This is a genomic window from Neobacillus niacini (assembly GCF_023715415.1).
GTDB lineage: Bacteria > Bacillota > Bacilli > Bacillales > Cytobacillaceae > Neobacillus > Neobacillus niacini_C.
This window is the reverse complement of record NZ_JAMBOB010000004.1, coordinates 406,993-419,626: the sequence shown is the minus strand read 5'-3', so window position 1 is coordinate 419,626 and position 12,634 is coordinate 406,993. Positions and strand designations below refer to the sequence as shown.

13 protein-coding genes are annotated in these 12,634 nt (G+C 39.0%); 7 read left to right on the top strand and 6 right to left on the bottom strand.

Annotated features, from left to right (window positions below; translation table 11 throughout):
- Positions 1-28 precede the first annotated feature (28 nt).
- Positions 29-1,162: an alanine dehydrogenase gene (ald, locus tag M3189_RS11305; RefSeq protein ID WP_251634168.1), complete on the bottom strand. Its 1,134-nt coding sequence runs from the start codon at positions 1,160-1,162 to the stop codon at positions 29-31.
- 239 nt (positions 1,163-1,401) lie between these two features.
- Positions 1,402-2,625: a PucR family transcriptional regulator gene (locus M3189_RS11300; protein ID WP_251634167.1), complete on the bottom strand. Its 1,224-nt coding sequence runs from the start codon at positions 2,623-2,625 to the stop codon at positions 1,402-1,404.
- 297 nt (positions 2,626-2,922) lie between these two features.
- On the opposite strand from M3189_RS11300, the gene M3189_RS11295 reads away from it, so the two are divergent.
- Together M3189_RS11295 and M3189_RS11290 are read left to right on the top strand one after the other, a co-directional pair.
- Positions 2,923-4,317, top strand: coding sequence for an amino acid permease (locus tag M3189_RS11295; protein ID WP_251634166.1), 1,395 nt, complete (start codon positions 2,923-2,925; stop codon positions 4,315-4,317).
- A gap of 120 nt (positions 4,318-4,437) precedes the next feature.
- The gene (locus tag M3189_RS11290) at positions 4,438-4,698 is read left to right on the top strand and encodes a hypothetical protein (RefSeq protein ID WP_251634165.1); all 261 of its coding nucleotides are present in this window, start codon (positions 4,438-4,440) and stop codon (positions 4,696-4,698) included.
- A 38-nt stretch (positions 4,699-4,736) separates the two neighbouring features.
- Here M3189_RS11290 and M3189_RS11285 read toward each other — a convergent pair whose 3' ends face one another.
- The 4 genes from M3189_RS11285 to M3189_RS11270 all read right to left on the bottom strand — a co-directional run bounded on the left by M3189_RS11285 (position 4,737) and on the right by M3189_RS11270 (position 8,967).
- The gene (locus tag M3189_RS11285; RefSeq protein ID WP_251634164.1) at positions 4,737-5,858 is read right to left on the bottom strand and encodes an ABC transporter permease; all 1,122 of its coding nucleotides are present in this window, start codon (positions 5,856-5,858) and stop codon (positions 4,737-4,739) included.
- A 1-nt stretch (position 5,859) separates the two neighbouring features.
- Positions 5,860-6,774, bottom strand: a complete 915-nt coding sequence (locus M3189_RS11280; protein WP_251634163.1) for an ABC transporter ATP-binding protein — start codon at positions 6,772-6,774, stop codon at positions 5,860-5,862.
- A 198-nt stretch (positions 6,775-6,972) separates the two neighbouring features.
- On the bottom strand, positions 6,973-7,740 hold the full coding sequence (locus tag M3189_RS11275) for a response regulator transcription factor (RefSeq protein WP_251634162.1): 768 nt from the start codon (positions 7,738-7,740) through the stop codon (positions 6,973-6,975).
- 12 nt (positions 7,741-7,752) lie between these two features.
- The gene (locus M3189_RS11270; protein ID WP_251634161.1) at positions 7,753-8,967 is read right to left on the bottom strand and encodes a sensor histidine kinase; all 1,215 of its coding nucleotides are present in this window, start codon (positions 8,965-8,967) and stop codon (positions 7,753-7,755) included.
- A 361-nt stretch (positions 8,968-9,328) separates the two neighbouring features.
- Here M3189_RS11270 and M3189_RS11265 point away from each other — a divergent pair, with 361 nt between their 5' ends.
- The 5 genes from M3189_RS11265 (at position 9,329) to eutJ (ending at position 12,631) form a co-directional block, all read left to right on the top strand.
- A complete protein-coding gene (locus M3189_RS11265; protein ID WP_251634277.1) occupies positions 9,329-9,607 on the top strand; it encodes a BMC domain-containing protein in 279 nt (92 codons plus the stop codon).
- A 4-nt stretch (positions 9,608-9,611) separates the two neighbouring features.
- Positions 9,612-10,448 (top strand): propanediol utilization microcompartment protein PduB, encoded by an 837-nt coding sequence (pduB, locus tag M3189_RS11260; RefSeq protein WP_251634160.1) that lies wholly within the window; start codon positions 9,612-9,614, stop codon positions 10,446-10,448.
- A gap of 139 nt (positions 10,449-10,587) precedes the next feature.
- A complete protein-coding gene (locus tag M3189_RS27320; protein ID WP_285889563.1) occupies positions 10,588-11,145 on the top strand; it encodes a BMC domain-containing protein in 558 nt (185 codons plus the stop codon).
- Positions 11,146-11,150: 5 nt separating this feature from the next.
- Positions 11,151-11,804, top strand: coding sequence for a phosphate propanoyltransferase (locus M3189_RS11250; protein WP_435368080.1), 654 nt, complete (start codon positions 11,151-11,153; stop codon positions 11,802-11,804).
- 5 nt (positions 11,805-11,809) lie between these two features.
- Complete coding sequence (gene eutJ, locus M3189_RS11245) at positions 11,810-12,631, top strand: ethanolamine utilization protein EutJ (RefSeq protein ID WP_251634158.1); 822 nt, start codon at positions 11,810-11,812, stop codon at positions 12,629-12,631.
- Positions 12,632-12,634: the final 3 nt, after the last annotated feature.

Genomic DNA, 12,634 nt, shown 5'->3' with positions numbered 1-12,634 from the left:
CAAGATAAACTTGAGGGTACCAAGATGGTTAGTTCAATACAATTTCTTTTTCCAATGCTTCTTCTACTGGTACATATTCATAATTTAGGTCTTTTGCTACCGCTTCGTAAGTAATTTCGCCGTTCGCAACGTTTACACCAAGCTTTAATGCTGGATTTTCAGAGATTGCCTTTTGGACACCCTTGTTCGCAATTTGCAATGCATATGGAACAGTTGCATTAGTAAGAGCCATAGTAGATGTTCTTGGAACCGCTCCAGGCATGTTGGCTACGGAATAGTGAACGACACCGTGTTTTTCAAATGTTGGGTTGTCGTGAGTGGTTACATGGTCAATGGTTTCAACACTTCCGCCTTGGTCTATTGCAACGTCAACGATCACAGACCCAGGTTTCATCGTTTTAACCATTTCTTCTGTTACTAGCTTAGGAGCTTTTGCCCCCGGGATTAATACTGCACCAATGACTAAGTCTGCTTCTTTCACTGCTTCAGCAATGTTGAATGGATTTGAAATTAATGTTTTAATTTGGTTTCCGAAAACATCATCTAAGTAACGAAGACGATCTGCGCTTAGATCGATAATGGTTACATCTGCACCTAAACCAATCGCCATCTTTGCAGCGTTTGTTCCGACAATGCCGCCGCCAATGATGGTAACCTTACCACGGCTTACCCCAGGAACACCTGCTAATAGGATCCCTTTACCGCCATTGAATTTCTGTAAAAATTGTGCCCCGATTTGTGCTGACATACGGCCTGCTACTTCGCTCATTGGTGTAAGCAACGGAAGCGTACGATTTACAGAAACTGTTTCGTAGGCAATCGCGATTACTCCACTGTTTTTAAGTGCTTGTGCTAAAGCAGGCTCTGCAGCCAAATGAAGGTAGGTAAATAATACTAATCCTTGACGGAAGTATTTGTATTCACCTTCTAGAGGTTCTTTCACTTTCATGATCATTTCAGACTGATTCCATACATCAGCTGCTAAATCGATCATTTCAGCGCCTGCCTGAGTGTAATCCACATCCACGAAACCGCTTCCAATTCCAGCCCCTTTTTCAACGATTACTTTATGTCCAGCTTGTACAAATGAAACCACCCCTGCTGGAGTAAGTGCTACACGGTTTTCATTGTTTTTAATTTCCTTCACTACGCCAATAATCATTATCGTTATCCCCCTTAGAAGTCTTAAGTGATTTTTTCTGACTTTAGAATAATCCTTCCAAAACCATTTTTCTTTGTTTAGAATGCAGAAATAATTTGATCCTATTTGTGGATTTACACAAAACGTACACAAATTCCTTGATATAAAAGGAAAAATAGCAGGGACAACAAATAAATTTGTTTTGTTTATTTTTTCAAACAGATGGTGCCTGTCACCGCCCGCGGTGACAGGCACCACTATTATTTGAACTTTTCAAGTTTAAGGTCTAGGTAGAGGGTTATTTTTTGGTTTGGATCTTTTAGATTAATTTCACCAATTTCGGATATACGTTTGAGCCGGTAATTTAGTGTGTTTGTATGTACATTTAATTGATTTGCTGCTTCGTGGACATTACTGTCTTTGTTTAAAAAAACTTCTAATGTTTCGACGAGATCGGTGTTGTTTTTTTTATCATATTCTTGAAGACTTTTCAGAGAGTAGTTTTCGTTCTGGTCTGTACCTGACTTTTCTATCAATATATCAATATACTTATATATTCCTAAACTTTGGTAGCCATGGATATTTATTGCTTCACTAGGGAATTTTCTCTTTACTGCTAGTACAGTACCTGCTTCTTTGTACGCTTTTTCCACTTTTCTTAAATCGCATTTAACACTGCTATGGCTCTGGACGATGGATTTAATTCCAAATCGTTCTTTCATTTTGGCGACAAACAGTTCACAAAATGCATTTAGTTTATTTACGGGCTGCTGGATTCCATCAAAAGAAATTAACAAGATTAATTGTTGATGGTCAATGGTGTGCAGTAAAATCTTTGGTAGTTGAATTGTTTTTAACAGATAAGCGATATGCTTTTCATCATCTCTTCCTACTTCCTTTGAAAAGTGAAAAACGGCAACACCAAATAATGTAGGAGGCGAAATTTGCAACGCATGAAACTTATTTATTATTTCTTCATTGGAAGAAAGATGACTTGTTAACAGTTGCCAGAAAAACTCTTGAAATTGTTCTTCCTTTTTATTTTTTCGGTTTTGTAGTTGGATTAGTTTATTTTTAGTTGCGTCCGCTGCCCGCTTTAAACAGTCCATTTCTTCTTCGCCTAATGTTTTTTCAATCTCTAATGCCCAAATGAAGCCGAGTACTTCATCATTTTTCCAAATGGAGACCGCAACTCTATTTCCTAGCCCTATCTCATCCACAGTCTTAACCCGTACAGGTTCAGTGCTGTTTAATAATGAAGGAATGACCCCTTCTTTCCATAAGGAATTGATAACCTTTTCCGGTACCCGGCGGCCGATGATTGTGGCAATCCGTGCTGGGTCGGTTCGGTCATCATGGGTACTATAGGCAAGGAGACGATGGTTCGCATCTTCTATCGTTATTGGACAATGTAAGACTTCACTTACCATATCTGCGAATTCTTCTAAACTATCAAAACTTGCGCGAAACGGATCATTTTTCATCTATAAACCACCTCTTGATTGAGATTGTGCACAATGTAACGTATTTGTCATTTATAACAATATTCTTTTAATAGATTTGTCTTTATTCTACAATATAAAATGTTCACAGATATGTTATATTAATTTCACAAAGTTTTAACTTTTTGTATTGTATAGGCACTTGAAAACGCTATCATTTAGAAAAAGAATAGGGGGATATTATTTAAATATAAACAGTAGTTTTTATTCGAATAATATTGTATCTTTTTTACTGAAAAAGGGAAATAGGAGATTTAAACTAAAAATTGGGGGTAGACTATGCAGAAAAATCCAAATCAATTACAACGAGGTTTAGAAGAAAGACATATTACACTCATGTCTTTAGGAGCAGCCATTGGGGTAGGTTTGTTTCTAGGGTCAGCAACTGCGATTAAGCTTGCGGGACCTGGAATTATTCTGGGATATGCATTTGCTGGAATGATTATGTTCTTTATTATGAGAGCGCTTGGTGAGATGGCGATTCAAAAACCAGTTGCCGGATCCTTCAGTCAATATGCCCGGGACTATTTAGGTTCCTTGCCTGGTTTCTTAACAGGGTGGAATTATTGGTTCCTATGGGTTGTTACCTGTATGGCTGAGATTACGGCAGCAGGAATCTACATGGAGTATTGGTTCCCAGAAGTACCACGCTGGATTTGGGCATTAGCTGCACTTGTCATCATGGCATCTGTCAATTTCCTTAATGTAAAAGCATATGGTGAACTTGAATTTTGGTTTGCGCTAATTAAGATTATTACGATTGTATTCATGATTGTAAGTGGTCTTGGAATGATTGTATTAGGGATTGGTAATGGCGGTATTGCTACTGGAATCAGCAATCTTTGGGAGAATGGTGGAATCCTTCCAAATGGAATCACTGGTGTATTAATGTCCTTACAAATGGTTATGTTTGCATTCTTAGGTATTGAGATGATTGGTATTACTGCCGGGGAAGTAAAGAATCCGGAAAAAACGTTATCTAAAGCGATTGATTCTGTTTTCTGGCGAATTCTTATTTTCTATGTTGGTGCCTTGTTTGTAATTATGTCGATTTATCCTTGGACCGAAATCGGAGCGCAAGGCAGTCCGTTTGTTTTGACCTTTGATAAGCTTGGAATCCCTGCTGCAGCTGGGATCATTAACTTTGTTGTCTTAACCGCTGCGCTTTCATCGTGTAACGGCGGTATTTTTAGTACAGCACGTATGTTATTCAACTTAGCTGAAAATGATGAGGCACCAAAGGGCCTTGGTAAATTAAACAAGAATGGTGTTCCTAGTAAAGCCGTTTTCGTAACAGCGGGTGCACTGTTAGTGGGCGTTGTTCTGAACTATTTAGTACCAGCTAAAGTATTTACATGGGTAACTGCTATTTCAACGTTTGGTGCGATTTGGACGTGGTCGATGATTCTATTATCACAGATTAAGTATCGTAAGAGTTTAACTCCAGCTAACGTAAAAGCTTTAAAATATAAGATGCCGTTATTCCCATTCACATCTTATTTTTCATTAGCATTCTTACTTCTAGTTGTAGGGTTAATGGCGTTTTTCCCAGATACAAGGATTGCTTTAATCGTTGGGCCGCTTTGGCTTGGAATCTTAACAGCTTTCTATTATGGTAAGGGATATCATAAACGGGGAAAACAAAAACATGATCGAGTAGAGCAAGTCGGATAAAAAATAAAGCATGTTTTTGGTAGGCAGTAGTCTTCCAAGAACATGCTTTTTTACTATTTGAATTTTCTGGTATAATTTTGTTAAGCAACAAACATTTAGACATAGTAGGGAGAGGGAGTTTTGGAAAGTTTCTTTGGGCTGGCTTTAAATATCATCATCACCATTTATTTAGTTATCGATTCTAAAAAGCATGGTAAAAGTCCTATTCTATGGGGGATTCTAGGTTTCGTTTTTGGTGCGATTTCTTTAGGAATCTATTTCATTAAGACTGGCCGAAAAGTGGCAGGCTGGATTATTACGATTCTGAGTATCCTCGGATATATACTTTTAATCTTGTTATTTGGCTTGGCGATTTTGTTTGCAGTCGTAGGATTTTCATGATTTTTTTCAAAAAAGGAGGGGAGTTCCCTTCCTTTTTCTTATCTAGCAGCAACAATGGACTTTCGTTTATACAACCAAGAACCAAGTATAAAGGTTGCAGCTCCCCAAAGGATCAATACTCCAATTCCAAACCAGAGTGTGCCAGTAAAGAGACCTGTTTCATACACCATACTGTCTCTCAATCCCTCCGCAAAATAGGTAAGCGGAAGAATATTGGATATCGGCTGCAGCCAATCGGGCATCGTTTCAATAGGAAAGAACACGCCGCTTAGAAACATCATGACAAAGCTGACAATGTTTGCCACTCCCATATAAGCATTTTGTGTCTGGCTAAAGGAAGAGATAAGGTAACCTAAAGCATTAAAGGAAAGCGCCCCTATTAAAAAGACAATAATAAGGCTCGGAAAATTAATAAAGAGATTTGCCCCAAAGATGAAAACCCCGATTAACGATAAAAGAAGAATTTGGACAACGCTAAATAGCAGCCTCATGACCATATCACTTAAACCGAAAATACCCATTTTTGCTGGCGTCATCCGCAGTCTCTTGATTAAGCCTTTACGGCGCATTTCTACCATATCCACCATTCCAAACATCCCGCCCTGAGCAATGGACAAAGCAATCATCCCTGTTAATAGGAAGTCTGTATAGTTTAATTCGTTACTGCCAGAGGTAACAGATTCAAATTGAATATCAAAGGTAGGTGCTGCCCTGACAGCGGCTAGGTTTGCCTGCTGAACCATTTTATCGAGAATCGCCGATAGTGCTTGCGTGGTTACCCCTTGTTCATCTTCCTTGTTAACGACAAGAACGAAAGACGTATCTTCAGCGGATTCAGGTAAAACAATCGCGGCATCGACTTCTTGATCTTTTACCCATTGGTCTGCCGTTTCTCGGCTAACCGGTTCACCACTTTTCACATCCAGGATGGGTAGCTGATTGATTTGTGCTAACAGCATTTCTGAGGTCGGATTTGGATTGTCCGCTACAACCGCGATTTCAGATTTAAATTCGTCATCGGAACTTCCACTGAAAATCACCATAAAGATGACCATCAAGATAACAGGGAAGAAGATGCCCCAAAACCAAGCTTGTTTTTCACGAAGGGTTAATTTTAATTGTGCAGAGAACATTTTTTTGAACTGATTAAAGTTATTCATGTTAATCCCTCCATTCCTTACCCGTAAAAGCAATGAAGACATCCTCGAGACTCATTTCACGAATGGAGACCTGCTCGACCTGATATTCCTTTTCCTTCGTAAACTTAAACAAATCTAATAGTGTATCTTCAGGCCTAATTGTCCAAAGCTTTAAAACCTCACCTTCACGCTCTGTACGAGAAACCGAGTTAAGATTGTCAGCGAAAATAGCTGTCTCAGTGGCCGCGCTTTCACCATCTAGGAAGGATAAGCGAACTTCTCTTTCTTTGGTTAGTTTTTCAATGAGAGCGGAAGGTGTATCAATTGTCACGATATTCCCTTGGTCCACGATACATACCCGATCGCTTAGCTTTTCGGCTTCTTCCATATAATGCGTCGTTAAAATAGTCGTTTTACCTAACTTCTTTAGTTCGAGGATAATGTCCCATATATGACGGCGTGCCTGGGGGTCTAGACCTGTAGTCGGTTCATCAAGGAAAATAATATCGGGATCACTAATCATCGCCAGTCCAATCGCTAGCCTTTGGCGCTGCCCGCCCGATAGTTTTTTTACCTGATTTTTACGATGTTCGGTTAAATTGATGAGTTCAAGAATTTCTTCAGTAGGACGTGCCTTTTCGTAAAAAGTGGCGAAAAGGTCTAGATTTTCTTCAGGTGTTAACAGGTCAAACATCGCACTAGCTTGGGGCTGTACACCAATCTTCATCTTAATGGCTACGGCATGATTGCCCCAATTCATGTCTCCGAAATGGATTTCTCCCTGGTCGGGTGTAACCAACCCCTCAATCATTTCTAGTGTGGTTGTCTTTCCAGCTCCGTTTGGCCCAATGATGGTGAACACTTCTCCTGCTCCTACCGAGAAGCTAATGTCCTGTACCGCCTTAATGGATCCAAATGATTTTTGTAAGTTCTTCACTTCTAAAACGTTCATTTCCTCTCCTGCCTTTCCTTAACACAATGGACTATGGCCCTGTTTCTCTATATGTTCTTTTTAAGGAAATCATTCGAACTTTTGTCTTACTACGTGTAAATTCAATCTTATAAAAAGGTCAACAAAAAGACGGTCCGCCATTCGCGAATCGCCTTACACTTTACTATGTAACTCTGCCAGTTGTTAATGGTGAATAGAAAGGTTGGTACCATTATGTTCGTGATGTTTTTTATATTCATGGGGAGATTCTTTTTCATACTTTAAAAACACCTTACTAAAGTAAGCGGCGTCCGAGAAACCTAATTCAACTGCAATCCGATAGATTGGCAGATTTGTTTCTGTCAATAGAGCTTTTGCTTTATCAATACGTATCTTTGTTACGTATTCCGTAAATGTAGTACCTAATTCCTTTTTAAAAAGCCTGCTAAAATATTGTGGATTTAAATGAACCATTTTGGCAACTTCTGTTAGCCGAATTTCACTCTTATAGTTCTTCTCGATGTAACCTATTGCCTCCATTAGGAGTTGTTGGGTTGAATTACTATCAAAAATAGGTGTTGTGCTTGTCGGAACTACCTTTATGTTCAATGAAATCGCCTTTTCAATTGCCTTTTTTATATCCGCAGGTTTAGCTGGTTTTAGCAAGTAATCGGTTACACCGTATTTAATGGCTTCTTGTGCATAGCTGAAGTCACCATATGCCGTGACAATAATCGTCTTCACAGTTGGCAGGAATTGAATAATCTTCTTTTGTGCTTCGATACCAGTTGTTTCAGGCATTCTAATATCCATTAATATCACATCTGGACGATGGGCCTTTGCCTTCTCTATCGCTTCTATACCATTTTTTGCGTCCTCTATAATTTCAATGTTATTAAAATCTCGTTGAATAATTTTTCTTAAAGCTACTCTTTCCAAGGGTTCATCTTCAACAATCAATAGTTTAATCATTTCATATCTCCCTTATTTCGGATAGTCTTTAATACATGGAATAAGGACTGTTACACTTGTTCCGGCGTTAGGGATACTCTCAAAATGCAACCCGTACCTTGAGCCGAAGAAGTGTCTGATTCTTTCTTGAGTATTGATAATTCCGATACCCGCAGAGCCATTGTTCTCTAATTGATTGAGTCTTTCTAGTAATTCTGCTGTAATCCCTACTCCATTATCTTCAATTTTTAGAACTACTTCATTTTGATCATTGATCGTTCCGCTTATTTCAACCTTCCCTCCATCCTTTTTTGTCTCAAGGCCGTGGACCAAGCAATTTTCAACCAACGGCTGTAAAGTCATGGATGGGATTCTATAGTCTAATAAGGCTTCGCTAATTGAAATATTATATGTAATCCGATCACTAAATCGTAATGTTTGAATAAAAAGATACCTTTCAATATTATTCATTTCATCTCTTATTTTAGGAAAGTCCTCAATATTCTTTAGGCTATATCGTAATAAATCTGACAGATTGTAGATAAGCTCTTCTGTTTGCGGGGCGTCTTCGATTAACGCCATACGGGCAATGGAATTTAAGGTATTGAATAGAAAATGGGGGTTAATCTGTGCCTGAATCGTTTTTAGTTCCATTTTCTTTGCCTTTTGTTCAAGACGGAGTTTATCCCTGCTTTCCCGCAGATATTTCTCTTGTGTTAACCTGTGCATTCCCATTTGGGCAAAATAGCTTGCTAGAAAATTATAAAAGTCAAAGCAATTCTCTAAAAATTCCTGTGATACGAGTGGAATTTGATCAATGACTTCTTGTAATGCATCTACAGGAATATCAAACTCATGCGCAACCTTTTCCACATTAATGCTATCTCTAGTTTGTTCACCCTCTATCAATACCTGTCCGCCTAATACAGCCCCTAAGAAGATATCATTTACAAATATGGGTGAGACGCAATCCTTCAATCCTAAGTGACAATCATAAATTCTAGCTTGTCGGTATTTTACAGCTAGTTTTCCAGCTTGGGAATCACAAGAAACACATTGTTCCGCACCTTTCTTTGAAGAGCGGATTAGACTGCAGAAGGGAGTGAAATTATTTTGACCAATTGGATTACCATCACAATCAACTGTAATAACAGGAATATTAACAATCTTTGCTAGTTTTGCCTGCGCCTTTTTTAAGGTCTGAGTATCGATTAAATCGATTAGCCGAAAATTTTCTTCTAAATTCATATAAACCCCCTAATAGAAAAGAATGTGAGGGAAACAAGATCAAAAAGCAGTATGTAAATGAAACTAACTAAATTTTATCACAGTCAAATCGTCTAAATGATGACACTTTAATGAACGGGTATCTCTATACCTGAATTGTCATTAAAAGTTAATAGATTTGAAAAATAAACGTATTAATAGTGTTTAACTTTTCATGTAATTTCTTGTGGGAATGTCAAAAATGTATAAACTTGAAAGTTATTATTTTCATAGTTCAAGTCATAATAGTCAAATGCAAACAAGCAAATGAAGAGTAACATTTGAACTAGGTTTACAACAAATTTTTTGGAGGTGTTTTCTTGTGGGACAAGAAGCATTAGGAATGATTGAGACTAAAGGATTAGTAGCAGCAGTTGAAGCAGCAGATTCAATGGTAAAGGCGGCAAATGTAGAGCTAATTGGTTATGAAAAAATCGGCTCCGGCCTTGTTACTGTGATGGTTCGCGGGGATGTTGGAGCAGTTAAAGCATCTACTGATGCAGGTGTAGCTTCTGCAAAACGTGTGGGTGAGGTTGTTTCTGTTCATGTTATTCCAAGACCACATATGGATGTTGAAAGAATTTTACCGAAGTTTGCTTCTGAAATGCAAACAGTGAGGTAAGAAGATGGATCAATATTTGTTACAAAAGGTGCTGGAAGAAGCTCAAAGGCAATTACATTCAGCTAATGATGTAAGCCTTTCTAATGAAAAAAGCACAAATGATGGTCATCTATTAGAACAAGGAAAGAAGGTTGGAACCATGACAGTTGAAATCCCTACAATTACGGAATACGTCGGCTCAGGTATTGGCGATACAGTTGGATTGGTAATCGCTAATCTAGATAGAAATCTCCATGAAAGTGTTGGATTAGATCCAAAATATCGGTCAATCGGAATCATAAGTGCGAGAACCGGTGGCGGCCCTCATATTATGGCAGCGGATGAAGCTGTTAAAGCAACCAATTCTGAAATTGTATCAATTGAATTGGCAAGAGATACAAAAGGTGGAGCAGGCCATGGAGCAACCATTATCTTTGCTGCTGAGGATGTTTCGGATGCTAGAAGAGCAGTAGAAGTCACTTTAAAAGAAATTGAGCGTACGTTTGGTGATGTGTATGGCTGTGATGCTGGACATATCGAGCTTCACTATACTGCGAGAGCAAGCTTAGCAATTGAAAAAGCATTTGGTGCTCCTGTAGGAAAATCGTTTGGAATTATTGTCGGTGCACCTGCAGCTGTAGGATTGGTAATGGCCGATACAGCACTTAAAACCGCTAATGTAGATATTGTAACGTATGCAAGTCCAGATAAGGGCACAGCCCATTCAAATGAAATTATTGTCACAATCACTGGAGATTCTGGTGCGGTGAGACAATCCCTACTATCCGCAAGAGAAGTTGGCTTAGGCATCTTACGGTCAATGGGACAAGATCCGCAACCTGTAACAACACCAAACCTTTAATCCATCCAGGTATCAATAGCCACTTGAGCTAAAGGACGAAGGTGCCATTATTATAAAAACGCCTAAAGTTCAATTTTAGCTCTTTGGTTTTACTTTCCTATAGAGATGATTGGAAGAAGGTACAGTAGGAGTGTTATTTATGGAACAAAAAGCTCTAGGGTTAATAGAAGTAATCGGACTGGTTCCAGCACTTGAAGCTGCAGATGCCTGTTTAAAAGCTGCGAATGTCCAATTTGTTGGATATGAAACGGTCACTCCAGGCTTAGTCACAGTGAAAATACAGGGAGATATTGGTGCCGTACAAGCTGCAATTGCTGCTGGGAAGGTTAGTGCTGCTAGAATTGGCACAGTTGTTTCCTCATTAGTGATTCCAAGACCAGCTCCAGCACTCAATTATTTCCATCAAATGGTGGAAAAACAGAGCAAGAAAAAAGCTGTTAGTGAGGAAAAACCATATACGAATGAACCTGAATTGGTTGAGCAAACTGTGGTTCATTCCACTGAGGCTGTAATACAAGTGATTGAAGAGGGTTCCCTGGAACAGGATAGTGGTTCTATGAATTCTTCAGATTCTTCAGAGCATAGAACAGAAGAAGCGAGCTGTAATCTTTGTAATGATCCAGCTTGTGAACGAGAAAAAGGGCAGCCGAGAACACAATGCCTCCATTATAAAGAACAAAAAGTAGTGTTAGGATGATTGGAATGATGAAGCTAGACGAAACACTTATCAAAGAATTTGCTTCGGAACTAAACAAAAAGATGAGTATAAAAGACAGAAGCCTGAGCATACCTGTTGGTGTTTCGAATAGGCATATTCATCTTAGTCAAGAAGACCTTGAAATTCTCTTTGGAACAGGCTATGAACTAACTTTTAAGTCACCTTTAAGCCAAACGCGTCAATATGCTGCCCGAGAAACAGTTTGTATTGCCGGGCCAAAAGGATGCTTTCCAAATGTTCGTGTCCTTGGACCAGTTCGGAGCTACAGTCAAATTGAAATTTCAAGAACAGACTCCTTCCATTTAGGAATTAAACCGCCTATTCGAGTATCTGGGGATATCGATGCTTCATCCAATCTATGTGTTATCGGACCAAAAGGTATGACGGTCTTTAAAGAAAAGGTCATCTGTGCAAAAAGACATATTCACATGTCCCCACGTGATGCAGAGCGTTTTGGTGTCACGGATGGTGATTTAGTGGATGTAGAGACTGTTGGAGAGAAAAAGGCGATTCTCCACCATGTTTTAGTCCGGATCACAGAAGACTCTACCTTGGAATTACACATTGATACAGACGAGGCAAATGCAACGGAAATGAAGAATAAGGATTTGGTTCGGATAATAGGTCGGAGTAGGTGAAAGAGATGCAACAGTCAGTAGATGGATTGATCAAGGATTTGGAGACCAAAATACTCACTGAAAAAATAGATCCTGCATTCGATTTGAAAGCAGGGCTAAAAGTGGGTGTAGATTTAGGTACCTCCAATATTGTCATAGTCGTTTTAGATAAAAACGATCAACCAGTAACCGGGGCGATGGAATCAGCAAAAGTTGTTAGAGATGGGATTGTTGTTGATTTTATCGGGGCCGTGAAGATTGTCAGCAGGTTAAAGCTTAAACTCGAACAGCGCTTGGGAATCAAACTTGAAGAGGCTGCTACAGCCATTCCCCCAGGGATTTTAAAGGGGAATATTAAAGTAATTACGAACGTTGTAGAAGCTGCAGGATTTAGGGTTACTAATGTTGTCGAAGAGCCTGTCGCAGCGGCCAGGGTATTAAATATCACAGATGGTGCTGTTGTGGATATGGGCGGTGGAACAACAGGGATATCCGTTTTAAAGAATGGTGAGATTCTTTATTCTGTAGATGAACCCACTGGAGGTACGCATTTAACACTGGTCCTTTCTGGTAGCCTGCAAGTTGATTATGATGAAGCAGAAAAATTCAAGCAACAACCAGAAAATTATCGATTGGTGTTTCCAATTGTTCGTCCTGTTATTGAAAAAATGGCTGAGATTACAAAGAGAAATATTATTAAAGATGTCATGCAAATCTACTTGGTGGGTGGGACAGCCTGTCTCGATGGAATTGAAGAAGTTTTTCAAAAGTATACTTCTATTTACACAACAAAACCTTATAATCCATTACTTGTGACTCCCTTAGGAATTGCGATGTATGCAAAATAAGGG